The following is a 24,466-nucleotide window of genomic DNA, read 5'->3' on the forward strand; positions in this document are numbered from 1 at the left end:
GAGAGCGGTCCGGCCGTCACGGCTTGGGCAGCACACACCCCGTACGATTCAGGTCGAAGACGTTGCCGGCACCGACGCAGGCGGCGATCCCGTAGGTCTCCTGGGCGTAGTTGATGCCCTCGCGGACCGTCACCTGCCCGTTCTCGTCGACCTCGCACGGGTTGTTGTCCGTGCAGCTCTGGCCGTCCTCGTTGCCCGTGTTGTTCACGGCGACGACCTTGCCGGTGGCGTTGTCGACGACGGGGGACCCGGAGGTGCCGCCGATGGTCTGGCAGGCGGAGGTGTAGCGGACCGAGTCCTTCCAGGTCCACTCCCCCTCCTTCAGCCGGTAGACGAAGCCGTCGACGTTGCAGCTGTAGGTACGCTTCCAGTACCCGGAGACGACGGTGATCGCGGTGCCCTGGACCGGATGCGCGGTGTCGAGCTCCAGCGCCTTGATGCCGTAGGCGCTCTCGATCTGGGCGTACGTGGAGGTGAGCTGGTACACCGAGATGTCGGTGTCGGTCATCGTGCCGTACGCGACCTTGCTCGCCCGCAGCGTGCCGACGCCGCTGCCGGAGGCGTTGAGCAGAGTGAACGAGCGGCTGGAGGGCTGGTTGAACACGACCTCGCCCGGCCCGGGGAACCCGGTCTCCAGGCAGTGCCCGTTGGAGAGGACGAGCGCCGGGTCGCCGGGCTGGGAGCTCGGGGTGCGCACGACCGATCCGGAGCAGTTGCTGAGCGCGACGGTCCCGGCGAAGCTCACCGCCCTGGGCTTGACCTTCGCCCGGACGTCCGCCTGAGGCAGTGGCGCGTCATGGCCGGTGGCCGCGACCGCGGGCAGGGCGCCGGCGCCGAGGAGCAGCACCGTGAAGAGCGCACCGACGAGAGGCTTTTTCATGTGGGGGTCCCCTCAAGTGACCTGTGCAGAGCGTGTGGGGCCTCTGCAACCGAAGTTCTTCCGGTTTGACATGCGCATGGTTACGCACACGGGGGATCGCCACAAGGAGCGAATTCAGGACACCAGCCCCTGTCGGTACGCGTACACGACCGCCTGGACGCGGTCGCGCAGGCCGAGTTTGGCGAGGATCCGCGAGACGAAGGTCTTGACGGTCTCCGGGCTGATCACCAGGGCCGCCGCGATCTCGCCGTTGGAGAGGCCGTCCGCGATCAGCCGCAGCACCTCCCGCTCGCGCGGGGTCAGCGCGGATACCTCCGGGGCACCGTCGGCGGGCCGGATCCGCGCGGCGTACCGCCCGACCAGCGCCCGGGTCACCTCCGGGTCCAGCAGCGCCTGCCCCGTCCGCACCGTCCTGATCCCGTGCAGCAGCTGGGCCGGCGGCGCGTCCTTCAGCAGGAAGCCGCTGGCCCCGGCCCGCAGCGCCTCGTACACGTACGCGTCCAGGTTGAAGGTGGTCACCACGAGCACCTTGACGGGGTCCGCCACCCCGGAGCCGGCCAGCAGGCGGGTGGCCTCGATGCCGTCGAGGACCGGCATGCGGATGTCCATCACGACGACGTCCGGCCGCAGCCGGCGGGCCATCTCGACCGCCGTGCGCCCGTCGCCGCACTCCCCAGCGACCTCCAGGTCCGGCTGGGCGTCGATGATCGTGGCCAGTCCGGTGCGGACGAGGACCTGGTCGTCGCAGACCAGGACGCGGACGGGGTCGGGGGCCGTGGCGGGGGTCTGCTCGGTCACGAGGCGCTCCCCGCCGGTATCCGGGCGGTGACGAGGAAGCCGCCGTCGCCGTGCGGGCCCGCGTCGAAGTCGCCGCCGAGGACGCCGACCCGCTCCCGCAGCCCCGCCAGCCCGCGCCCGCTGCCGCCCGCGACCGGGGCCCGGGTCCCGGACCCGTCCGTGCCCACTTCCACCGTGATCTCGCTCCCCGTGTGCCGCACCCGCACCGAAGTGCGGCTGCCGTGGGCGTACTTGAGCGCGTTGGTCAGCGCCTCCTGCACCACACGGTAGGCCACCAGCTCCGCGCTGCCGGTCGCGGCGGCGGGGGTGCCCTCCTCCGTGAACTCCACCGGCTGGCCGGAGTCGCGGGTCTGCTCCACCAGCGTGCGGATCCGGCCGACCGCCGGGGTCCTCGGCCCGCTGCCCTCGCTGGGGCTGAGCAGGTCCAGCAGCTGCCGCAGATCCGCGATGGCCCGGCGGCCCGTGTCCCCCACGGTCTCCAGGGTCCGGTCGAGCCGGTCGGGGGCCGCGGTCAGATAGCGGGCGGCCTCGGCCTGCACGACCATCGCCGTCACGTGGTGGGTCACGATGTCGTGCAACTCCCGGGCGATCCGGGTGCGTTCGGCCAGCAGGGTGTCCTCGGCGACCCGGCGGCGGTGCTCGGCCTCCAGGGCGCGGGTGTGGCGCAGCCACGTTCCGGCGCCCCAGGCGAGGGCCAGCGCCGACAGGAACCCGGCGTACCCGACGGGGGTCTCGCCGGGGCCGGCCGCCGAGAGCGCCACCGCCAGCGCCGCGTACACCGTGGTGAAGACCAGCGCGGTGGTGCGCCGGTGCCGCTCCAGATGGGAGCCCGCGCTCAGCAGCGCGACGGGCAGCGCGATGCCCGCGATCAGGTGGTAGCCGCGCAGCTGGTCCACGGCGAAGCCGAGCGTCACCAGGGCCAGGCAGAGCGCCGGCAGCCGCCGCCGCACCGCCAGCGGCAGGCACTGGAGGGCGACGGCGAGCGCGGTCAGGGCGTCGAAGGAGCGCCCCGGCAGCCCTCCCAGCTCCGTACCCCGGTGCTGGAGGCCCGGGAGGTACGACATGGCCGCGAGGAGCAGTCCGAGCGGAAGGTCGCGGACCGTGACGTCCAGTCGCTGCCAGAACGCCGGGAGGGTACGGGGAAGGCTCACGGGGCGACCGTAGTGCGCGCCCCGGCCGCTTCCGCACGCCGCCCCCGCCGGGGCACGATCCGGCCGCGCCGGTGGGCGGTCCGCAGCAGGACGAGCGTCACCAGCACGGTGAACACCAGGGAGTAGACGCTGCCTTCGGGGCCGAAGGAGCCGCCGGTGAGCAGATCGGGCCCGGAGGTCGAGGCGTCCAGCAGGCCGTCGGACGAGCCGTTGCCCGAGACCTCGGCACCGAAGATGCCGGCCCCGGCGAAGTTCCAGCCGAAGTGCAGACCGATGGGCAGCCACAGCCGGCCCGTCGCGGCGTACGCGGCGGCGAGCATCCCGCCTCCCTCGACGGCGACGGTGAACGCGCCCCAGAGATCGGCGTGCGGGTTGGACAGGTGCATGAGCCCGAACACCGCCCCGGTCAGGGCCAGCGCGGCCCAGGTCCCGAGCCGTTCCTCCACCACCCGGAACAGCACGCCCCGGAAGACCACCTCCTCCGTCACGGCGGCGGCCGCCATGAAGCCCACCAGCCCCACCGCGCCGGACACCGAGCCGATGCCGTCCACCCGGTAGTCCCCGAGGAGGGCCAGGTTCACGACGACGGCGGCGAACAGACCCGCGCCCAGCAGGGTGCCGAGCGCCGTGGTCCGCGCGGCGCCGTCGCCGGACAGCTCCGTGACGGGCCGGTGCTCGGTGCGCCCCACGATCCACCGGTAGGCGACCACCGAGAGGACGGCGGTCACCGTCCCGGTCACCAGCGCGAGCCAGGGGTTCCCGCCCACCGCCTGGACGGTCAGACCGCCCCCCGCCCAGATCGCGACCACCGTCAGCAGCTGCCACACGATCCTCATGCGTCCCCCTTGTTCCGGAGCCCCGGACCTCTTCCGCGGCTTCGCTCCGACGCTACGGATCCGGCGCACGGAGATCGTCACCGTGCGGTGGACACCTGCGCGTAGCTCTCACGGGGGACGGCGGCCGCCACCGGGGGCGGACGGCCGGTCAGCCGGCGGGGGCGCGCTCCACCGGGATCCACAACCGCGCCCGCGCGTCGGCCCCGTCGGGCGAGAGGCGGACGCTCAGGATCTCCGGGCCGGGGCGGCTGCGGTACGGGTTGGACGGGAACCACTCCGTGAACACGTCCCGCCAGAGGAACTGGAGCGCCTGCGGGAAGGCGCCCTCGTTCTCGAACACCGCCCAGGTGCCCGCCGGGACGGTGAGCGCGTCCATGTCCTCGGGCACGGGCGCCGAGCTCACCACGGCGTGGTAGTAGTCCAGTTCGGTGCCCTCCGCCCGGCTCGGGTCGAGACCGTCGCTGACCGCGAGGATCCCCTCCGGCTCCTGGTCGGACAGGGCGGCGATGCGCTCCACCGTGTCCCGGCCGAGCCCCCTGACGAACGCGGCGATGGCCGGGTTCACCCCCTGGTGCACCAGGGGAACACGCGCCTTCCGGCCCACCACACGGAACTCCTCCTTCTCCACGATCCGGTATCGCATGCTGCTGGTCCCTTCGACGACGAGACGGAAGGACATCCGGGGCTGGGAGCTGAGCGCGGCGCCGGTGCGCCGGGCCTCGCCCGGACCGATGCCGTGCATGGCCCGGAACGCGCGGGCGAACGCCTCGCCCGAGCCGTATCCGTACCGCACCGCCACGTCCAGCAGCGTCCGCTCACCGGCCAGCACCTCGGCACCCGCGAGCGTCAGCCGCCGGCGCCGGACGTACTCCGACAGCGGCAGCCCGGCCAGGGCCGAGAACATCCGCCGCAGGTGGTACTCGGACGTCGTCGCGAGCGCCGCCAGTTCGGCCACGTCGACCTCACCGGTCAGCCGTTCCTCGATGCGGTCCATGGCCAGATTCAGCCGTTCCAGCACCCCGGTCTCCTTCCTTCCTTACGCCGACCACGCTAGGAAGGGGCGGGGGTGCCGGGCCCGACATCCTGTGCCCGGTCCGGTCGGGTGGTGCGGCGGCCGGACAGCGACGGCGCGCCGAACCGGGCGAGCAGATGCCAGACCCGCTTGAGCGCCTGGAGGTCGTACCGGCCGGTCCGGGCGGCGTCTCCGATGATCCGCGGGTCGAGGAAGCCGTCCTCGGCGATCTTCGCGCCGAGGGCGACGAACTCCTCGCCCCGGTAGTCCCCGTGCTCGCGCAGCCGCTCCACGGAGAGCCGGAATCCGGCGTGCCATTCCGTACGGAAGGGCAGGGCGCGGGCGGCCGACTCCACCGGGGTGCCCCGGTAGCAGGGATCGAGGACCAGGGCCTCCACGTCGCGGTCCAGCAGCACCGGGCCGTGGACCTGCGCCTCGATGTAGTCGTCCAGGGCGTCCTGGTCGTCGGCCTCGGCCAGGGCGATCAGATGCGTCCCGGCGGCGACGCCGAAGTCGGACGGCTCTGCGGCGCTGTCGGGGTAGCAGAAGGTGGCGCGGTGCAACGTTTCGCCCGTCAATCGCAGATGGGCGGAGCCGAAGCGGGGCGCGGCCCCGACGGGCGAGCGCCGGAAGTTCAGCGCCCCGTACACCGGCCGCTGTTCGGCGGGCGCCTCGTCGTAGGCACCGCCGAAGATCCGGCTCTCCCACAGCCAGCGGTCGCCGCCGGGGTGCGCGGTGAGGCCGCCGTTGCTGGTGCCGGTGACGAACTGCGAGTGGTAGACGCCGTCCCGGGCCAGGGCCTCCAGCACCGGCAGCCCCGCCGACGCGCGGTCGGGATGCAGGTTCAGCGTGAGCCGCAGCGCGGGGTCGAGCGGGTCCCCCGAGGAGAGGGAGGCGACGTGCCGCAGGGCCCGGTCGCCGGAATCGTGTCTGGTGTGCCGGTCCATGCGGTGACCCTATGGTGCCGCCCGCGCGGCCGTCACACGCTTTCCGCGCCGACCCGGCGGGGCGGGCCGGCAGGCGCTTCCCGGGGGGGGGACCGGCGGGCGGGACCGGGGGCCGCGCGCGGTGCGTTGTCGGACCCGCCTGGCAGGATTTCCGTATGACTCGCGACGCTTCCGCCGGACTCGACCTCGACGCCTACCTCGCCCGCATCGGCTGGTCCGGGGAGCGCGCCGCCACCGCCGCCGTGCTGCGGTCGGTGCACCGCGCGCACGCGCTGGGCATCCCGTTCGAGAACCTGGACCCGGTGCGGGGCACGGTGCCCTCGCTCGCCCTGCCCGATCTGGAGGCGAAGCTCGTGCGCGGCGGTCGCGGCGGGTACTGCTACGAGCAGAACACCCTGTTCGCCGCGGCCCTGCGGGCCCTCGGTTTCGGGGTGCGGCTGCTGGCCGGGCGGGTGGTGCTGGGCGCCCGCCCCGGGGACGTCCGGCCGCGCACGCACATGCTGCTGCTGGTCACGGTGGCGGACGAGCCCGTGCCGTACGTCGCCGACGTCGGCTTCGGGGGCATGGGCGCCCTGCTGGAGCCGGTCCCGCTGGCCGACGGCGCCGAGGTGGCGGACGCCCCGCGCCGCCACCGGCTGGTCCGGGTGGCGCACGACGGGCCGCTGCCGCTCTACGAGCTGCGGGCCGCGACGGGCGAGGAGGAGTGGCAGACGCAGTACGTGTTCACGGAGGAGCCCTTCGAGGCGCCCGACTTCGAGGTCGTCAACTGGCACATCGCGACCAACCCCCGGTCCCCGTTCTCCCAGCGGCTGTACGCGCAGCACGTCACCCTGGACGCCCATCTGTCCCTCACCGGCCGCACGCTGGTGGTGACGGCGAACGACGGGAGCCGGGAGGAGCGGAAGCTCGCGGACCGCGAGGAGACGGTCCGCCTGCTCGTGGACGTCTTCGGGATACGGGTGCCGGACGGGGCCGTCCTGCCGGAGTGACGCGGGGGCGCGGCCCCTCGCCTCGGCGCCCCGGGACCCGGCCCGCACCCGGCGACGGCTCCCGGGCCCGTCCGTACGCCGCGACGGCACCCCGGGACCCCGGTCCCGCACCGCGCCGTGGCGCATCTCACCCGATCCGCTCCGTCACGTCCCTCCTCCACCCCATTCCAAGCCGCGCCGCGCCCCGCGCCCGGGGTTCCCACGGTCCGGGGCGGCGGGCGCATGGCGATGGAAGCCGGGGCGGACGGGCGGCGCTGCCCGCACGGGTGACGGGCCGGACAAAGCCGGGCGGGCCGTGAAACGTGGTCGTAAGCTCGCAGACATGCAGGTGATCCAGTCCACGAAGCTCGCCAACGTCTGTTACGAAATCCGGGGCCCCGTGCTCGAAGAGGCGATGCGGCTGGAAGCAGCGGGTCATCGCATCCTCAAGCTGAACACGGGCAACCCCGCCGCGTTCGGTTTCGAGTGCCCGCCCGAGATCCTTGAGGACATCCTGCGCAACCTGTCCGGGGCGCACGGATACGGCGACGCGAAGGGCCTGCTGTCCGCGCGCCGGGCGGTCATGCAGCACTACCAGACCAAGGGCATCGACCTGGACGTCGAGGACGTCTATCTGGGCAACGGCGTCTCCGAGCTGATCCAGATGTCGATGCAGGCGCTGCTCGACGACGGGGACGAGGTCCTCGTCCCGGCCCCGGACTATCCGCTGTGGACGGCCTCCGTGTCGCTGGCCGGCGGCACCGCCGTGCACTACCGCTGCGACGAGCAGGCCGACTGGATGCCGGACCTGGCGGACATCGAGCGGAAGATCACCGACCGCACCAAGGCCCTCGTCATCATCAACCCGAACAACCCCACGGGCGCGGTCTACGACGAGGAGATGCTGCGCGGGCTGACGGAGATCGCCCGCCGCCACAACCTGGTGGTCTGCTCCGACGAGATCTACGACCGGATCCTGTACGACGGCGCGACCCACACCCCGACCGCGACGATCGCCCCGGACCTGATGGTCCTCACCTTCAACGGGCTGTCGAAGAACTACCGGGTGGCCGGCTACCGCTCCGGCTGGCTGGCCGTCTGCGGGCCCAAGGCGCACGCCACCTCGTACATCGAGGGGCTGACGATCCTCGCCAACATGCGGCTGTGCGCCAACATGCCCTCGCAGCACGCGGTGGCCACCGCGCTCGGCGGCCGGCAGTCGATCACCGATCTGGTGCTGCCGGGCGGCCGGATCCTGGAGCAGCGGGACGCGGCGTACGACCTGCTGACGCAGATCCCGGGCGTGACCTGCGTGAAGCCGAAGGGGGCGCTGTACCTCTTCCCCCGTCTCGACCCCAAGGTCTACAAGATCAAGGACGACCGTCAGATGGTCCTGGACCTGCTGCGGGCCGAGAAGATCATGGTGGTGCAGGGCACCGGTTTCAACTGGCCGGATCCCGACCACTTCCGGGTGGTGACCCTGCCGTCGACGGAGGATCTGACCGATGCGATCGGCCGGATCGCCCACTTCCTGGACGGATACAGCCAGGTGTAGCGGGGAACGCGGCCCCGCCCGCTCCCCCGCCATCTCGAAGATGGACAACTTTAGACTCAATCCAAGCTAGGATGGATCTCCCAGCGTCACGAGGAGGCCCTCCATGTACGAACCGATCCGCACCACATCGGTCCACACACCGGCCGAGCACTCGGGCGACTTCCCGCACCGCAGCCGCGAGGAGGAGCTGGACATCCAGCTCGCCGGGCATCTGGCCGCCCTCCTCGCGGTCACCGACGAACTGGGGCTCGACACGGCGGGCGACCGCATCGCCGAGCAGGTCGCCCGGCTGCGCGGCGCACCGCCCGCCCGCCACGCCGGCCGCTCCGACGCCCCCGCGGCCGCGCTCCACCGCCGCGCCCACGCCCTCGCGGGCCGGGCCCTGGTGGTGGCCGCGTCGCGGGCCGACACCGTGGCCGCGATCCTCTCCGCCGAGCGGATGGACGCCCACAGCGCGGCCGCCGAGGCCGCAGGCACCGACCCGTCCGGCACCCCCGGACGCCTGGTCGGCGCCCACTGAACGGCCCCGGTCCACGGCCGTGGAGGCGCGTGGACCGGGTGCCACCCCGTAGCGGAGGAGCGGGCCCGCCCATCCCGTAGCGGACGAGCGGGCCCGCCCACGCGTGACGGAGGAGGGGGCCCGCTCCCCCGTAGCCGAAGGGCAGGCCCGCTCAGGACAGGGGAGACGGGAACGGGGCCCCCTTCGCCGCCAACTCCGACGACCGGAACACCACGTCGTGGATCACGCACTCCGGACGGCCCCGCACGGGGACCGGGCCGGCGACGTCCCGGTCAGCCACGGCGCCGACCGCGAGCTCCCCGACGACCACGGTGGTGCGCCCGGCCGGCACGCTCCGGCCCGCTCCGCCGTCGTTGCCCCCGGGATCGCGGAAGCGGACGTCCACCCGGTAGCTCCCGGGCCGGGCGGCCCCGCTCTCCACCCGGACGCGGGCCACGGGCACACCGCTCGTCGCGTCCCGGTGGCAGGAGGTGAGGGTCACGTCCTGGGACGGGAAGCGCATGTCCGCGTGGGCCTCGCCGTACGCGTAGACGTAGCCGACGACGACGGCGACCGGATACAGCACCGCCGGCGCGGCGAGCACCATGAGCAGAACGGTGAGCCAGAGGGGCATCCTCGGCCGCCGCGGAAGGAGCGGGGTATCGGGATGCCTGGGATACCGCACCACGGGACGGTCCGGGTACTCGGGATACTTCGTGTCCGTCATGGCCCCCGCCCCTCCCGCACCCCCCGGTACGGCTCGCTCCGACGGTAGGCGGCGGCGCGCTCGCACCGACAGCTCGGAGAGGTCACGACCGCACGACGAACGGGCACGGCCCGACCGCACCCCCGCGAACGGACACGGCCCCCGGAACCGCTCGGGTTCCGGGGGCCGGCCGCCACAACGGGCGCGGGGCGTGCTCAGCCCAGGCGCTGGACCAGGGCCCGGTACTCGTCCCACAGACCCTTGGGCGTGTGGTCGCCGAAGGTGTTGAGGTGCTCGGGGACCAGCGCCGCCTCCTCGCGCCAGACCTCCTGGTCCACGGTGAGCAGCAGGTCGAGGTCGGAGTCGGAGAGGTCCAGGCCCTCGGTGTCGAGGGAGCCCTTGGCCGGCAGGACGCCGATCGGGGTCTCGACGCCTTCGGCCTTCCCGTCCAGGCGCTCGACGATCCACTTCAGGACGCGGCTGTTCTCACCGAAGCCGGGCCAGACGAACCGGCCGGTGTCGTCCTTGCGGAACCAGTTCACGTAGTAGATCTTCGGCAGCTTGGACTGGTCCTTGTCCGCGCCGACCTCCAGCCAGTGGTTCATGTAGTCGCCCATGTTGTAGCCGCAGAACGGCAGCATGGCGAAGGGGTCGCGGCGCAGCTCGCCGACCTTGCCCTCGGCGGCGGCGGTCTTCTCGGAGGCGACGTTGGCGCCGAGGAAGACACCGTGCTGCCAGGTGAAGGACTCGGTGACCAGCGGAACGGCCGAGGCGCGGCGGCCACCGAAGAGGATGGCCGAGATCGGCACGCCCTTCGGGTCCTCCCACTCGGGCGCGATGGTCGGGCACTGCCCGGCCGGGACGGTGAAGCGGGCGTTGGGGTGGGCGGCGGGCGTCCCGGACGCGGGGGTCCAGTCGTTGCCCTTCCAGTCCGTGAGGTGGGCGGGCGGCTCCTCGGTCATGCCCTCCCACCAGACGTCCCCGTCGTCGGTGAGCGCGACGTTGGTGAAGACGGAGTTGCCCCACATGGTCTTCATGGCGTTGGCGTTGGTGTGCTCGCCGGTGCCGGGCGCGACGCCGAAGAAACCCGCCTCGGGGTTGATGGCGTACAGCCGGCCGTCATCGCCGAACCGCATCCACGCGATGTCGTCGCCGATGGTCTCCACGGTCCAGCCGGGGATCGTGGGCTCCAGCATGGCGAGGTTGGTCTTGCCGCAGGCGCTCGGGAACGCGGCCGCGACGTACCTCGACTCGCCGCGCGGCGGGGTGAGCTTCAGGATCAGCATGTGCTCCGCGAGCCAGCCCTCGTCACGCGCCATGACGGAGGCGATGCGGAGCGCGTAGCACTTCTTGCCGAGCAGGGCGTTGCCGCCGTAGCCGGAGCCGTAGGACCAGATCTCGCGGTCCTCGGGGAAGTGGGAGATGTACTTGGTCTCGTTGCAGGGCCACGGGACGTCCTGCTCGCCCTCGGCCAGCGGGGCGCCGAGGGTGTGGACGGCCTTGACGAAGAATCCGTCGGAACCCAGCTCGTCCAGGACGGCCTGTCCCATGCGCGTCATGGTGCGCATCGAGACGGCGACGTAGGCGGAGTCGGTGATCTCGACGCCGATCGCGGAGAGCGGCGAGCCGACGGGGCCCATGCAGAAGGGCACGACGTACATGGTCCGGCCGCGCATGGAGCCGCGGAAGACGCCCTGCTCGCCGGTGAAGATCTCCCGCATCTCGGCGGGGTCCTTCCAGTGGTTCGTCGGACCGGCGTCCTCCTCCTCGGCGGAGCAGATGAACGTACGGGTCTCGACGCGGGCGACGTCGCTCGGGTCGGAGGCGGCGTAGTAGGAGTTCGGGCGCTTGATCTCGTCGAGCTTGGTGAACGTGCCCTTGGCGACGAGCTCCCCGCACAGGCGCTCGTACTCGGCTTCCGAACCGTCGCACCAGACCACGCGGTCCGGCTCGGTCAGGGCTGCGATCTCGTCGACCCAGGAGACCAGCTCCCGGTGGTTGGTGGGGACAGTGAGGGGAGCCGCGATGTCGCGCGCCACGATCGCTCCTTGATGAGGGTGTCTGTGTCTGGTTGGCCCCGTGGGGGCTGCGGCCCGGATGCTTCTACCCCTTCGAACTCCCCGGCGCTCATCCGGTGCCGACCGCACTCATTTGATCATCCGACCGTCGCGCCCATATGTCCAGGGGGCCGCACACGTGAGCATCACCACTCACATCCGCTACCTACGGAGGCGTAGGTACGATGCGGGAATGACTGCCGCCACCGCCGAGCCTCCGCCCTCCGCCGGGACCGATGCCCTCCCGCTGAAGCCACGCCTGCGCGGCTGGCTGCACGCCGGAATGTTCCCGGCGGTCCTCATCTCCGGAATCGCGCTGGTCGCGCTCGCGGACAGCACGCGCGGCCGGGTCGCCTGCGCGATCTACGTGCTCACCGCGTGCCTGCTGTTCGGCGTGAGCGCGCTGTACCACCGGGGCACCTGGGGGCCGCGCGGCGAGGCGGTCCTGCGCCGGCTGGACCACGCGAACATCTTCCTGATCATCGCGGGCACGTACACGCCGCTGACCCTGCTCCTGCTGCCGGAGTCCACCGGGACACCGCTGCTCTGGGCGGTCTGGGGGGCGGCGGTCGCCGGAATCGCCTTCCGGGTCTTCTGGGTCGGCGCCCCCCGCTGGCTCTACACGCCCTGCTACATCGCGATGGGCTGGGCGGCGGTCTTCTTCCTGCCGGACTTCATGCGCACGGGCGGGATCGCGGTGCTGGTGCTGGTCATAGTCGGCGGGGTGCTCTACAGCGCGGGCGGGGTCATCTACGGCATCAAGCGGCCGAACCCGTCACCGCGCTGGTTCGGCTTCCACGAGGTGTTCCACTCACTGACGCTCGCGGCGTTCGTCGTGCACTACGTCGGCATCTCCCTGGTGGCGTACAACCACACCTGACACACCTCTCCCCTCCCCGGAAAAGGGCCGCGGCTGCCGAGCCGCGGCCCTTTCGCATGCCCGCGCACCCACTCCTCACCCCCTCCCCACTCATTGACACTCACTCCCTTTTGAGAGTTACTGTCATTTAACAGTAGCCATCAGGATGAGGGACGTGGACGGGGTGGGCATACGGTGGAGCGACGGTGGTGGGCCCTGAGCGCGCTGGTGGCGAGCATGCTCGTCCTCGGCTTCGACATGACGATCCTCAACGTGGCGCTGCCGACCCTCGCGGGCGATCTCGGCGCCACGACGGGCGAGCAGCAGTGGATGGCCGACGCGTACATCGTGGTGTTCGCCGCGCTGATGCTCCCGGCCGGACTGCTCGGTGACCGCTTCGGCCGCCGCCGGATGCTGCTCGCCGGGCTCGCGGTCTTCCTGGCCGGAAGCGTCGTGGGCGCCCTGGCGGACGAGGTGGCCGCCGTGGTGGCGGCCCGGTGCGTCATGGGCGTGGGCGCGGCGTTCGTGATGCCGCTGGCCCTGTCCGTCCTGCCCTCGCTCTTCGGCGACCCGGAGGACCGGATCAGGGCGGTGGGGATCGTCTCGGCCGCCTCGGCGATCGGCATGCCGCTGGGCCCGATCGCCGGCGGCTGGCTGCTCGATCACTTCTGGTGGGGCTCGGTCTTCCTGGTCAACATGCCGATGGTGGCGCTCGGGATCGCCGCCTGCGTCTTCCTGCTCCCCGAGACCAGCGACCCGGCGGCGCCCCGCGTCGATCCGCTCTCCACCGCGCTCACCGCGACCGGCCTGGCCGTCCTGATCTACGCGATCATCGAGGCCCCGGGCCGGGGCTGGACGGACCCGCTCGTCCTCGCGGCGGCGGCGGCCGGCGCCGTCCTGCTCGGCTGCCTCGTCGTACGGGAGCGCGGCACCGCCGTCCCCATGCTCGACCTGGGGTTGCTGCGGCAGCGGGCGTTCCTGCTGAGCGCGCTCGCCGCGACGCTGGTGATGTTCGTGATCTCGGGGCTGATGTTCGTCCTGCCGGCCCACCTCCAGGCGGTCCTCGGCCACGACGCGTTCGGCACCGGTCTGCGGATGCTGCCGATGATGGGCGGGCTGATCCTCACCGCGAAGGCCGGCGCGCCGGTCACCGCCCGCTTCGGGGCCCGCGCCACCATCTCCGCCGGGCTCGTCGTCCTCGCCCTCGCCGCGCTGCTCGGCAGCCGTACGACCGTCGACAGCGGATACGGCTTCACCGCCCTGTGGCTCTCCGTCGCCGGTTTCGGCTTCGGCTTCGCCATCGTCCCCTCCATGGACGCGGCGCTCGGCGCCCTGCCGGCCGACCGGGCGGGCCGGGGCTCGGGCCTGCTGATGACCGTCCGCCAGACCGGCGGCGCGCTCGGCGTGGCCCTGCTGGGCAGCGTGCTCGCGGGGGCGTACGGGGACCGGCTCGACACCACCGGGGTGCCGGCCGCCGCCGCGGACACCGCCGGGGACTCCGTCGTGGCCGCCCACGCCGTCGCCGCCCGGCTCGGCGCGCCGCGGCTCGCGGACTCCGCCGACGCGGCGTACCTGCACGGGATGAGCCTGGTCCTCCTCGTCGTCGCGGCCGCCGCCCTGGCCGGGGCGCTGCTGGTCCGGGCGTTCCTGCCGAGGACCGGCCGCCGGGCCGGCCGCACCGCCGACGTGGCCGGGGCCCCGGTCGATGCCTGACAATGGCCCGCATGGCCGCCACCTCCCGCACCCCCTCCTTCGCCGCATCCGGGGCGCAGCCCCCGATGGGTCTGCGTGAACGCAAGAAGCTCAAGACCCGGGTCGCGATCCGGCGGGCCACCTACCGCCTGATCGAGGAGCAGGGGTACGAGGCGACGACGATCGAGCAGATCGCGGAGGCGGCGGAGGTCTCGCCGAGCACCGTGTTCCGCTACTTCGCGACCAAGGAGGACATCGTCCTCACCGACGAGTACGACCCGGTCATGGAGGCCGCGCTCCGCAGCCGCCCGGCGGACGAACCGCCGCTGGAGTCGCTGCGGCTGATGATGCGCGAGGCGCTGGGGCGGTTCATCACCACGGATGACGAGGAACTGCGCCAGCGCACCCGGCTGATGGTCGAGATCCCCGCCATCCGGGCCCGGATGACCGAGACCATGTCGAACACGGCCAGAACGCTCGCCCAGGTCCTCGCCGACCGCACCGGCCGCGACCCGGACGACCTGCGCGTCCGGATCTTCGTGGCGGCGGTGCTGGGCGCGCTGTGCGAGGTCACGCTGTACTGGGGCGAGCACGGCATGCGGGGCGATCTCCTGGCGATGATCGACGAAGCGCTGGAGGCCCTGGGAAACGGCCTGCGGCTCTGACGGCGGCGAGAGATCGCCCTCCCCCGTCACTCACCGCCCAGCGCGCGGGCCGGTGCCTGCGGATCAACGGCAAGCGCGCAGATCTCCCGGCGACGACCGACGAAACGCCGAAAGCCCCGCGAAACGGCCTGCGCCTCTGACGGGGGAACCGCAGGAGCGCCCTCGCACCCTCGCCGCCGCCCCCGTCACTCACCGCCCAGCGCGCGGGCCAGCACCTGCGGGTCGGTGGTCGGCGCCTCACAGACGAAGTGCCGGCAGACGTACGCGGTCGGCGCACCGCCCACCAGGGGCCGGTCGGCGAGCAGGGGGAACTCCGCCCCGGCGGTCTCCCCGGCGGCGACGACCGCCCCGGGCGCCGTCCCGGTCAGGGCCGTACGATGCAGCTCACCGCCCACGGGCCCGGCGACGGCCACCTCGCGCGGCCCGTCGAGCAGCGCCTCGGCGACGGCGAGCCCCCAGGCGATGAACCGGGGCGCACGCGGCCCGAGCGCCTTGACGACGCCCAACGCGCCCTCCGCGGCGGCGCGGTGGGGTTCGGAGCCGGTGTACGCGGCGTACGAGAGCAGCGCACCGGCCGCCGCCGTCCAGCCGGCCGGGGTGGCGCTGTCCGTGGGGTCCTGGGGGCGGCGGATCAGCCGCTCGGCGTCGTCGGCGGTGTCGTACAACTGGCCGCCCTCGCCCCGGAAGTGCTGGAGCACGATGTCCAGCAGGAACCCGGCGAACTCCAGCCAGGCCCCCTCCCCGGTGACCGACGCCAGCGCGAGGAAGCCCTCCGCGACATCGCCGTAGTCCTCCAGCACGCCGGCGTGCTCCCCGGCGCGGCCGTCCTTCGAGGTGCGCACCAGCCGGGCGACGGGGCCCATGTGGAGCCGGACCAGCAGGTCGGCCGCCTCCGTGGCGCGCTCGATCAGATCGGGCCGGTCGAAGTACGCGCCCGTCTCGGCGAGCGCCGCGATGGCCAGCCCGTTCCATGCGGCGACGACCTTGTCGTCCCGGCCGGGCCGCGCCCGCCGCTCCCGGGCGGCGAGCAGCCGGGCCCGCACATCTGCGGCCCGCTCCGCGTCCACCACCCCGGACGGCGTCAGCCGCAGCACGGAGGCACCCTCCTCGAAGGTGCCCTCTTCTGTCACCCCGAAGTACCCGGCCGCGAACGCCGCGTCCTCCTCCCCCAGCACCTCGCGCAGCTGGGCAGGCGTCCAGACGTAGTACGCTCCCTCGACGTGCCGACCCTCCGCGTCCTCACTGTCCGCGTCCAGCGCGGAGGCGAATCCGCCCTCCGCCGTCCGCAGCTCCCGCACCATGAAGTCGGCCGTCTCCAGCGCCACCCGCCGGGCGGACTCCGACCCGGTCGAGCGCCAGAGGTGCGCGTACGCGCGGCAGAGCAGGGCGTTGTCGTACAACATCTTCTCGAAGTGCGGCACGATCCACTCGCGGTCCACCGAGTAGCGGGCGAACCCGCCGCCCAGCTGGTCGTACAGCCCGCCCCGCGCCATCGCCTCGCAGGTGTCCACCGCCATCTGCAGCGCGCCCTCGGCCCCCGTGCGGGCGTGGTGCCGCAGCAGGAACTCCACCACCATCGCCGGCGGGAACTTCGGCGCCCCGCCGAACCCCCCGTACGTCGCGTCGTACTCCCGCGTCAGCCCCAGCAACGCCTGCGCCAGCTCCGACTCCCCCGGCACCCCGTCGCCCCCGTGCGCCAGGCTCCGCCCGGACAGATCCCGCACGATCCGCCCGGCCACCTCCCCGACCTCCTCCCGCCGCTCCGTCCAGGCCCCCGCCACCCCTTCGAGCACCTCCCGGAACGAGGGCATCCCGTGCCGCGACTCCGGCGGAAAATACGTCCCGAAGTAGAACGGCTCCGCCCCCGGCGTCACAAACACGGTCATCGGCCAGCCCCCCTGCCCCGTCGCCGCCTGCACCGCCTCCATGTACACCGCATCCACATCCGGCCGCTCCTCCCGGTCGACCTTCACGTTCACGAAGTGCTCGTTCATGTACGCGGCCGTCGCCTCGTCCTCGAACGACTCGTGCGCCATGACGTGGCACCAGTGGCAGGCGGAGTACCCGACACTCAGCAGCACCGGCACATCCCGCCGCTCGGCCTCCGCGAAGGCCTCGGGGGACCACTCCCACCAGTCGACGGGGTTGTCCGCGTGCTGAAGCAGATAGGGGGAGGTGGACTGCGCAAGTCGGTTCGCCATGCCCCCATCCTCACGCACCCACGCCCGGGACACCCGCGCGCCACGGGGCGGGGCGTGAAGGGGCAGGTGGGAGGAGTCGGGCCTGCGGATGCCGGGCGTCGCGGCCTCGACGGACCGTGGGCCGGCCCGGGCAGCACCGTCGACCAGTACGCCCAGGCCGACATCCCCTTCTACTGGGACATCGAGCAAGCCGCCACCGGCGTGCCGATCGTGTACACCTACGTCCTCGGCCGGGCCAACAGGGCTTAGCAGTAAGGCGAGATGTTCACCGGTACGGTGAAGGCCACCGCGCCCTTCTCCGTCACGGTCGGCCGAGGGAACATGGAGGAAAGGGAAAAGCGGGAACGGAAAGTCGCCGCTCGCAGCGAAGCGCATACGGCTCGGTCACACCAGCCAACGGTGCACGTCTCGCGCCATGGCGCCAAGGCGCCTCGGTGCCCCGGGAGCCAGAGAAGGAAGCAGCGGGATCACGCGTGTCCACGCGTCGGATCGCAGGAGCTGCATGGCGATGCCCCGGGCCGCCTCCGTGTCGGGGGGACTGCCGTGGGCCGCGGTACGGGCGAGTGCCAGGCAGGTCCGGAGCACTCGGTCATGGGCGCCGCTGTTCGCGGCCGGCGCCACGTGGAGGCCCGCCAGATGGGCGGCGGCGGCACCGAGCGCCACCGCCCGATCGTCCCACGTCCGCGCCATGTCCGCGTGCCGCCGCACGGCGGCCATGTCACCGTCCACCGCTGCCAGGAGCGCCAGTTCCGCCGACGACTGCGATCCCCGCTGAGGGGCGCGCCTCCATCTGCCGACCGAACTCTCGGCCGCGTCCACCGCTTCGTCCGGAAGGCAGCGGAGCCGTTCCAGCAGGGCGAGGACGGCCATCGCCTGTTCCGGCGCCGCCATGGCGGGGGCTGCGACGCTCAGCACGGCCCGGCCGAGGGTGTCGCTCAGCCGAGGGGCCGGGCTCCGGACGTCGGGGTAGGCAAGAAGCAGCGCCGCAAGCTCGGCGAGAGGCACGCGTGGGCCGGCCGCTGCCATCCGCCGCGCAAGAGTGTCCACCAGCGGCTCGGCGACGCGCGCGGCCGCCTCCGGGCAGTGTCGTGCGAGTCCGGCAGCTACGGCCGTCAACGCCTGCAGCCGTTGCGCGCTGTCCCCCGTGATCACGGCGGTGGCAGCGGCCTCGTCCCCGACGTGGGCAAGGGCCTGGGCAATGGCGTTGGCCAGATCGGGGACGGCTCCGGCGGGCAGCAGCCCAGCCGCTGCCCGGGCGTGACGGGCGCCCGGGCCCTCGTGTCCGGCGAGCGAACAGCCGAGAGAAAGGGCCGCCAGATGTCGCGCGCGGGCATGGGGGTCGGGCAGGTGCCGCACGAGCACTTCGGCCTCGTCCGATGCGCCTGCCGCGCCCATGACCTGGCAGAGTTCCACAGTCCAGTTATCGAGGAGATGCGAGGCGCCCCCGTGCTGTGCTGCGGGGCGGCTCCGCAGCGCCGCCTCCAGAAGTTGCCGGCCGCGCACCAGACGCCCCGCACCGACCTCGTCGTCCACCTCCAGAAGCATGCGTAGGAGAGGCTGCTCCAGACGATCGGGGTACAGGCCGTCGCCTGGGCCCACCAGGCCGGTCGATCGCCGGTGCGAGTCGGGACGGCGGGACGAGGAGGAGGCTCGCGTGCTCTCAAGTTCTTTTCGTGTGGGCTGTGTTGCCCGGGAGGCTCGTACACGGCGGCTCGTCCGCGCCTCGTTCAATACCGCCCGCTCGGCGTCAGCCTTCCTGCGCTTCGCCTTGCGCTCCTTCTCGCTCTTCTCGACAGCCTCGTCGGCCCGTCGCACCCTCTCCTTCTCAGCCGCGCAGAGGATCGACTGCGCGCGTTCCAGCAGGGGGTCCCCGAGGATTCCGACACGCTGGTCCTCCGGTACGGCCTCCATCTGGCGTCTGGTGCCGTCATGGTCGCCCACCGCCTTCATGGCCACTGTGGCCTCGGCCAGGCGCTCCAGCGTCCCGGCGAGTTCGCGGCGCAGGTGGGCGCGATCGGCTTCCGACAAGGCGTCGGGTGAGGAGTCGGGGTCCCTCAACACCTCGATCGCCCGACGCATCCGGGTGCGGGCCCGCTGCAGTTGCTCGGCGGCTTTGCGCTGTCGCCTCGCGGGCAGAGCGACGAGCACCGACGCCGCGGTGGCCAGGACGTCGACCGTCCCCAGTCCTTCCGCGTCGCCGAGATCCTCGCAGACGGCCTCGATGCGATGGCCGACGTAGGAGCCGAGATGGGGTGCCACCTTCGCCAACGCTCCGTAGAGTTCGACAGCCGCGGTACGGGCTCCCAGGTCGCCCGCGCTGAGCGTCTCCGCCCGGGAGCACAGCGCCATGACGGCGTCCAGTTCCCTTGCTGCCTCGGCTGTCGCCGCCGTCCCCGCCGCCGGGTCCCGGAGCACCGCGCGGAACAGTGGCCGGGCGGTACCAGGACCGTTCAGACCGGCCAGCGCCCTGGCAGCGGAGAGGAGTCGTGCGTACGACTCGGGTTCCCGCAAGGCGCCGGGAAAGCCTTGGTCCTCGCGGCCCCGGGCCAGCCACTCCGCCGCCTCCTGGACGAGGGCGTCGACGTTCGGGCCGACCGGGCTCGTGGAGGGCTGTTCCGCGTGGGCCAGCTCCACCGCCACCTCCGCCAGGTGGACGGCTCTGTCAACGGCTGTGGGCGCGGAGCGGGCCAGGCCACGCGCACGCTCCGCGTCCCCGAGCCGGACGAAGAGAGCCGGGGCCCCGTCGGGAACGTACGTATCGGTTGCCCGGCGCAGCAGCGTCCGCGCACCGCAGAGGGCGGTCAGTTGCGCCAGCCGCTCGGCGGACGTGATGCCCGCCGCCGTGTGAATTTCCGCCTCGAAGGCGTCCAGCTGGGCGAGCGGGACGTCGGGCCCGGCGGTGCGTGCGAGCCGCCGCAGGCGCGGCAGGTCCAGTACGTACGAGACGCGTTCGGCGCTGCCGGTGAGCAGGCGGAGCTGATGCGCCAAGGCGTACGGAGGAGTGTCGTCCGGCCAGCCGGCCGCGCGCCACCCGCGCGCCCAGAGCAGCAGCTGCTCGGTGTACCGCCGGACCGCAGAACTTCCCAGGTCCTCGCGCACCGCGTGCACGACGCGGGGGTCCGCCAAGGCGTACGTCCCGAGCACGGGGTCCTCGGTCACGAGGGCGCGCCCTGCCGGGCCGCGCACCAGGCGGTCGAGGTGGTCCACGGAGAGCCCGGTCAGCTCCGCCAGGTCCGTGATCCGCAGGCCGCCGTCCGCCATGGCCAGCAGTCCCGCGACCGGTTCACCCAGCGCGGTGGCGTCGGGTGGCGGCTGTCGGAACCTCGGCACCCCGGCGATCGGCAGGAGGGTGCGCAGATTCTGGCTCTGCCGCAGGGGGTGCCGCTTCTGGGGGACGTCGCGAGGAAGGGGGGCGCAGCGGCGGAGAGAGACGATGACGCGCATGGTGGGCGGTGGGACGGCAGGCAGAAGCGCGGCGATGCTCTCGCGCGCGGTTCTCCGTCCGGCCCGGGCCGAGTTCCCGGGCCCACCCCTGGAACGGTCTCCGGACCCACGGACCCCGCCGTCGTCGCCCGGCGCCGGCCCGGCTCCGTCGCCCGACTGAGCCATTTCGCCCGACCAGGCCACGTCGTCGTCGAGTCCGTCGACCACGAGCAGGAGGTTCCGTCCGTGTCCCGCGCTCTTCTCGGCGGCCTGGGCGAATCGGGCGTTCCACGCACGGGTGCCCTTGGGCACGGGGCTCCGCTCCTTTCTGTCGAGAAGCCGGTCGATCTGGGTCGAGATCTCGTTCTCGAACGCGGCTCGGGTGTCGGTGCCGTGGGCGGCGGAGACGAAAAAGGTCAGGATGTCGCTGCCGCTCGGGGGCCGGTGGCGGACGTAACCGGCGAGCAGCATCGTCTTGCCCACGGGGCCGTCGGCGTGCCAGCACAGGTAGGACGGCGCGCCGGAACGGGATTCCTGCACGAACGCCTTCATCTCCGCGCGTTCGTGTACGCGCGGGCGGACTTCGGAGGCGGACACGTCGGGGGCCGAGCCGTGCAGGCCGATGAAGCGAAGGCCGTGGTCGGCCTTCCGCCGGTTGATGGGGATCTGCCGGTGCTGCGTGCTCTTCGCTTCCGCCTTCGCCGCCGTCACGGCGGCTTCCCACTCGGCGTCCGAGTACGTCATCGGCGAGCCGTTCCCGCTCTGCGACCGGGCCAGTACGGCCAGGAGGGCACGCACGTGATCCAGCGAGGGGACCCTATCCCCCCTGAGCCAGTTCTGCAGCATCGTGCGGGAGACACGCAGTTCCCTGGCCACACCCGTCTGCGTGAGGCTCCGGGAACTCCACGCCTGCTGAAGCATTCCGCGCAGCGCCTCCCGCGCTCCCCCGGCCGAACCCTCCACCGCCCGCTCCCAGTCGTGTTCGTTACGCGGAAAACTCGGCCGCCGCCGTACCAATCCAAGCGTTTGACCTGCGGAAATCGTGCGGCGTGAGCAGCGCAACTGGGTTGCATGGGTGCGACGCCGCCAGTCTGGAGCCCATCACCGCAAGCAGCCGAAACCGGCTCCCGACAGAAGGTCACCTCATGCTTCAGCTCCATGAACTCGCGTTCTACACCGCACTCTTGAGCGGAACCGCCGGTCTACTCTATGGGGTCGCCCTGATCACCGCAGCCCTCGTCTCCGTCCTCGCCTCCGCGCAGGATCGCCGCAAGGACGCACGGACGACGCTCAGCATCCTCGTACGCCGACGCCCACGCTGAGCCCGGCGGCACCCCAGCGCCACCCGCCACACCCCCGCAGGGCATCTGGCATCGAAAGCGAACGGCACCCGGGATCGAACTCGGATGGTCGAACGGCTCTGGCTTGGACATGGGACACCCCGCTCCGTGACGGCCTGAAATCGCCTTCCCCGACTGGACGTTGATCGACAGAATCTGGCTGTTGCCGCCCGCTCGGGCCGGGGCGTTGTCTGCAGCTCGGCGACCGCCGAGGTGCAGACCTCGACGCGGAGGAGCGACATGGGCAGGGCAACACGCAGGTGGCTGGGGCGCCGCAGGGATGAGCTGGTCCTCATCCTCGTGGCTGGAGTGGTCAGCGCAGTGGCGGCCAAGGTCGTCGACCAGCTCTGGTAGAAGGCCGTTCTCGACGCCGACAACGCGCCGAGAACGGCCGACCCCGGCAGTGAGCGGTTCCCGTTCCGCGCGCACGGGGCGGGAACCGTTCGCACCTCGCCGGTCTCCCGGTGAGGTCCTGCCAGGGGTGCCGAGACATCGGCACCTCGAATTTTAGTCCTTTGTGCAGGTGCCATCCGGCCGGATGGCGAGTACGGGAACCGAAAGGAACCGTCCCGGCCGGGGAAGCGTTTCCCGCTTTCCGCGGGAGTGGCCCGTCGGATGGCCGTAGAGCCCTGGATTGGGCTTTGCCCCGCATGCGCGGGGGTTCCGTATCGAAGAGAAGGAAGTGACACTGATTGCCCGAGGTCCGACCGGCGGTTTCCGCCGGGCAGCGCGCCAGTTGGGACCCTCGGTCGCAGCCGTGTATCCCCGCCGTCGGTCTCGACGGTGCGACCGCGCACCATTCCCTGCGCGCGGTCTTCGAGCGGGCCGACGACCTCGCCGCCCTCGACTGCGCCTCGCCGGGCGAGAGCGTCGCCGTCATCGAGTACTTGCTGGCCATCTGCTTCGCTTCCGGAACCTGCCCGTCCTCCGACGAGGACTGGCTCGCCTGGGTCCTGGGGCAACGGTCTCTCGCACCGGCCGCCGCGTGGCTGTCGAGCCAACCGGCAGACTGTTGGGACCTGTTCCACCCCACGCAGCCCCTGGCGCAGAATTCCGACCTGGCGCACGATCTCCGCACGAGCGGCACCGGAACCGCTCAGCTGGTCCTTGAGCATTCCGGCGACTACAACCAGCACTTCGACCATCATCATCTCGAACGGGATAATCCGCTCCCCGCGGCGGACGCGTTCCGCGCCACCCTCACCCAGCACGTCTACGGTCCTTACGGGCGGGCACGCATCACCGGGAGCGTGCTCGGCGCCCGGGTCACCAACCTCGCGGCGGGCCGCCTGACCGGCAGAATCCGGGTCGTCACCCTGGGCGGAACGCTCGGCGAGACGCTGCGCCTGAACCTCTATCCGCCCGACGGACCGGGCGAGCCGCTCAACACCTCCTGGACCACGTCCGTCCTTGAGCAGCGCAGGTTCGACGAGAAGCGGAAGCCCCGGGCGCCCCGGAGCTCCGCGGACCTGCACAGCGTCCTGGGACGTTCCGTACTGCTGCGTCCGGCGCACGGTCCGCACGGGCAGGCCATGGTCGACCGGGTTCTGATCGGTGCCGGTGAGCTCCTGGAACTCGACCAGGCGCGTCACCTCCAGGACGCCGTGTACAGCATGACGACGAACGGCGTGTCCAAGCCCCTGTGGCCCTCGCCCAGCAGGGCCCTCTGGCAACAGGCACACGCCCTGTACGGCGCCGTCAACGACGGCCGGGGCGGGATGTACGCACGGCTGCGGTCCCTCCTCCCGTACCGGCGACCGGAGCCGGAGGGGCAGGACCCGGAAACGCAGCAGGGCGCCCCGTACCATCTCTGGGCTGTCGGCCTCCTGGCCAACAAGACGCTCCCCGTCATCTGGACCCACGGCGCCTACCCCTACGCCCCCGGGATGGCCGCGCACCTCTACCGCGCGTCCCGCCGCGGCTCGGACATCGCCGAGTATCTGGCACGGACCCTCAAGAACGCGGCGATCGTGGCCGCCGAGACCGCGTTCCCCGCCATGCGAGTCGCGGACGAGCCGGGTCAGGTGGCACGGCTCGATGCCCGGTACGACTTCTGGCCCGCAGCCGAGGACCCCTTCCTCGAACTTCTGGACGAAGTGGTCGACCGGGGATTCGAGGACGACGATCCGGTGTCCGCTCCCTTGGTCGCCTACGCGCTGAAGTTGATGATCACGGCCCGGACCAGGTTGCTCCAGCTCCTCGACACCCTGCCGCCCGGCCACCGCTACAACCAAGCACGGTCCCGGGCCGTGCGGCTCTTCGAGGAGGCCGTGTCCGGGAGCCGGGCTCCGGCCGAACTCCGAGGGGAGACAGCAATTGACTGAGCAGCAACCGTCGCCCGGTACGGAAGAGCATCGCTTCCCGCACGACAGCGCGGCACTGATCACGTGGCTCACCACCCTCGTCCGCAACCGCGAGTACGGAACGCTCGCCGATCTACGACGAGCCCGGATCCGTACCAACGCGCACATCCGCGCGGGCTGGTACGGCGGCGACGACCACCGCGACCTCTTCGAGCGGATGGCCTTCCTGTTCGCGGTCTACCACCAGGGGCGCTCCACGCCCTCGTACGGCCACGGCAGCTTCGGCGACGCGGCCCGCAGGATCGGGGACGGGACCGGGCGCGGACCGGACAATCCCGGTGCCCAGCGGCTCGTGGACCGTGTCGTCGCGAGCCGGCGCGTGCCCTGGCGCCACCTCCAGCACGGGATAACCCGGCTCCGCTCCTGCGAACAGCCCCCGCCGTCCTGGACCGCCCTGACCGACGACCTCATCCGGTGGCACGACCGCAAGGCGCGCATCGCCTACGAGTGGTCGGTCCATTTCCACACCCCTCCCGGGGCGGCCGGGAAGCGCGGAACGACCCCGTGACGCGAG

At 72.4% G+C, this 24,466-nt stretch carries 18 protein-coding genes and 1 pseudogene; 9 read left to right on the top strand and 10 right to left on the bottom strand.

The window, feature by feature from the left end:
- Positions 1 to 16 precede the first annotated feature (16 nt).
- The 6 genes from ACWCXC_RS23930 to ACWCXC_RS23955 form a co-directional block, all read right to left on the bottom strand.
- The gene (locus ACWCXC_RS23930) at positions 17 to 880 is read right to left on the bottom strand and encodes a S1 family peptidase (protein WP_450681559.1); all 864 of its coding nucleotides are present in this window, start codon (positions 878 to 880) and stop codon (positions 17 to 19) included.
- Positions 881 to 994: 114 nt separating this feature from the next.
- The gene (locus tag ACWCXC_RS23935) at positions 995 to 1,678 is read right to left on the bottom strand and encodes a response regulator (protein ID WP_450681558.1); all 684 of its coding nucleotides are present in this window, start codon (positions 1,676 to 1,678) and stop codon (positions 995 to 997) included.
- Complete coding sequence (locus ACWCXC_RS23940; RefSeq protein WP_450681557.1) at positions 1,675 to 2,829, bottom strand: sensor histidine kinase; 1,155 nt, start codon at positions 2,827 to 2,829, stop codon at positions 1,675 to 1,677. Before ACWCXC_RS23940 ends, ACWCXC_RS23935 begins: the two co-directional genes overlap by 4 nt.
- On the bottom strand, positions 2,826 to 3,665 hold the full coding sequence (locus ACWCXC_RS23945) for a CPBP family intramembrane glutamic endopeptidase (protein WP_450681556.1): 840 nt from the start codon (positions 3,663 to 3,665) through the stop codon (positions 2,826 to 2,828). Before ACWCXC_RS23945 ends, ACWCXC_RS23940 begins: the two co-directional genes overlap by 4 nt.
- A gap of 148 nt (positions 3,666 to 3,813) precedes the next feature.
- Complete coding sequence (locus ACWCXC_RS23950) at positions 3,814 to 4,683, bottom strand: AraC family transcriptional regulator (RefSeq protein ID WP_450681555.1); 870 nt, start codon at positions 4,681 to 4,683, stop codon at positions 3,814 to 3,816.
- 32 nt (positions 4,684 to 4,715) lie between these two features.
- Positions 4,716 to 5,624 carry a DUF3626 domain-containing protein gene (locus tag ACWCXC_RS23955; protein WP_450890494.1) on the bottom strand — a complete coding sequence of 303 codons (909 nt, stop codon included), beginning with the start codon at positions 5,622 to 5,624 and terminating at the stop codon, positions 4,716 to 4,718.
- Positions 5,625 to 5,779: 155 nt separating this feature from the next.
- Here ACWCXC_RS23955 and ACWCXC_RS23960 point away from each other — a divergent pair, with 155 nt between their 5' ends.
- From ACWCXC_RS23960 to ACWCXC_RS23970, 3 genes are all read left to right on the top strand, one after another.
- Complete coding sequence (locus tag ACWCXC_RS23960; RefSeq protein WP_450681553.1) at positions 5,780 to 6,613, top strand: arylamine N-acetyltransferase family protein; 834 nt, start codon at positions 5,780 to 5,782, stop codon at positions 6,611 to 6,613.
- A 322-nt stretch (positions 6,614 to 6,935) separates the two neighbouring features.
- Complete coding sequence (locus tag ACWCXC_RS23965) at positions 6,936 to 8,147, top strand: pyridoxal phosphate-dependent aminotransferase (protein WP_450681552.1); 1,212 nt, start codon at positions 6,936 to 6,938, stop codon at positions 8,145 to 8,147.
- Between the two features lie 103 nt (positions 8,148 to 8,250).
- The gene (locus ACWCXC_RS23970; RefSeq protein ID WP_450681551.1) at positions 8,251 to 8,667 is read left to right on the top strand and encodes an SCO4983 family protein; all 417 of its coding nucleotides are present in this window, start codon (positions 8,251 to 8,253) and stop codon (positions 8,665 to 8,667) included.
- A 151-nt stretch (positions 8,668 to 8,818) separates the two neighbouring features.
- Here ACWCXC_RS23970 and ACWCXC_RS23975 read toward each other — a convergent pair whose 3' ends face one another.
- Together ACWCXC_RS23975 and ACWCXC_RS23980 are read right to left on the bottom strand one after the other, a co-directional pair.
- Complete coding sequence (locus ACWCXC_RS23975; RefSeq protein ID WP_450890495.1) at positions 8,819 to 9,280, bottom strand: hypothetical protein; 462 nt, start codon at positions 9,278 to 9,280, stop codon at positions 8,819 to 8,821.
- A 287-nt stretch (positions 9,281 to 9,567) separates the two neighbouring features.
- Complete coding sequence (locus ACWCXC_RS23980) at positions 9,568 to 11,391, bottom strand: phosphoenolpyruvate carboxykinase (GTP) (protein ID WP_450681549.1); 1,824 nt, start codon at positions 11,389 to 11,391, stop codon at positions 9,568 to 9,570.
- Between the two features lie 211 nt (positions 11,392 to 11,602).
- Here ACWCXC_RS23980 and trhA point away from each other — a divergent pair, with 211 nt between their 5' ends.
- The 3 genes from trhA (at position 11,603) to ACWCXC_RS23995 (ending at position 14,625) form a co-directional block, all read left to right on the top strand.
- Positions 11,603 to 12,289, top strand: coding sequence for a PAQR family membrane homeostasis protein TrhA (gene trhA, locus ACWCXC_RS23985; RefSeq protein WP_450681548.1), 687 nt, complete (start codon positions 11,603 to 11,605; stop codon positions 12,287 to 12,289).
- Between the two features lie 216 nt (positions 12,290 to 12,505).
- Positions 12,506 to 13,981 (top strand): MFS transporter, encoded by a 1,476-nt coding sequence (locus ACWCXC_RS23990; RefSeq protein WP_450890532.1) that lies wholly within the window; start codon positions 12,506 to 12,508, stop codon positions 13,979 to 13,981.
- Positions 13,982 to 13,992: 11 nt separating this feature from the next.
- Entirely contained in the window at positions 13,993 to 14,625 is a 633-nt protein-coding gene (locus ACWCXC_RS23995) for a TetR/AcrR family transcriptional regulator (RefSeq protein ID WP_450890496.1), read from the top strand.
- Positions 14,626 to 14,810: 185 nt separating this feature from the next.
- Here ACWCXC_RS23995 and ACWCXC_RS24000 read toward each other — a convergent pair whose 3' ends face one another.
- Entirely contained in the window at positions 14,811 to 16,826 is a 2,016-nt protein-coding gene (locus tag ACWCXC_RS24000) for a thioredoxin domain-containing protein (protein ID WP_450890497.1), read from the bottom strand.
- Between the two features lie 138 nt (positions 16,827 to 16,964).
- Between ACWCXC_RS24000 and ACWCXC_RS24005 the strand changes: the two are divergent.
- Positions 16,965 to 17,144: pseudogene (locus tag ACWCXC_RS24005) on the top strand (Uma2 family endonuclease); the annotation flags it as partial.
- Positions 17,145 to 17,210: 66 nt separating this feature from the next.
- Here ACWCXC_RS24005 and ACWCXC_RS24010 read toward each other — a convergent pair.
- Entirely contained in the window at positions 17,211 to 21,170 is a 3,960-nt protein-coding gene (locus ACWCXC_RS24010; RefSeq protein ID WP_450890533.1) for a helix-turn-helix domain-containing protein, read from the bottom strand.
- 1,111 nt (positions 21,171 to 22,281) lie between these two features.
- On the opposite strand from ACWCXC_RS24010, the gene ACWCXC_RS24015 reads away from it, so the two are divergent.
- Together ACWCXC_RS24015 and casB are read left to right on the top strand one after the other, a co-directional pair.
- Positions 22,282 to 23,913, top strand: coding sequence for a type I-E CRISPR-associated protein Cse1/CasA (locus tag ACWCXC_RS24015; RefSeq protein WP_450890498.1), 1,632 nt, complete (start codon positions 22,282 to 22,284; stop codon positions 23,911 to 23,913).
- Complete coding sequence (gene casB, locus ACWCXC_RS24020; RefSeq protein WP_450681543.1) at positions 23,906 to 24,460, top strand: type I-E CRISPR-associated protein Cse2/CasB; 555 nt, start codon at positions 23,906 to 23,908, stop codon at positions 24,458 to 24,460. Before ACWCXC_RS24015 ends, casB begins: the two co-directional genes overlap by 8 nt.
- The last annotated feature ends 6 nt before the right edge of the window (positions 24,461 to 24,466 follow it).

The sequence above is a fragment of the Streptomyces sp. NPDC001515 genome (assembly GCF_053597115.1).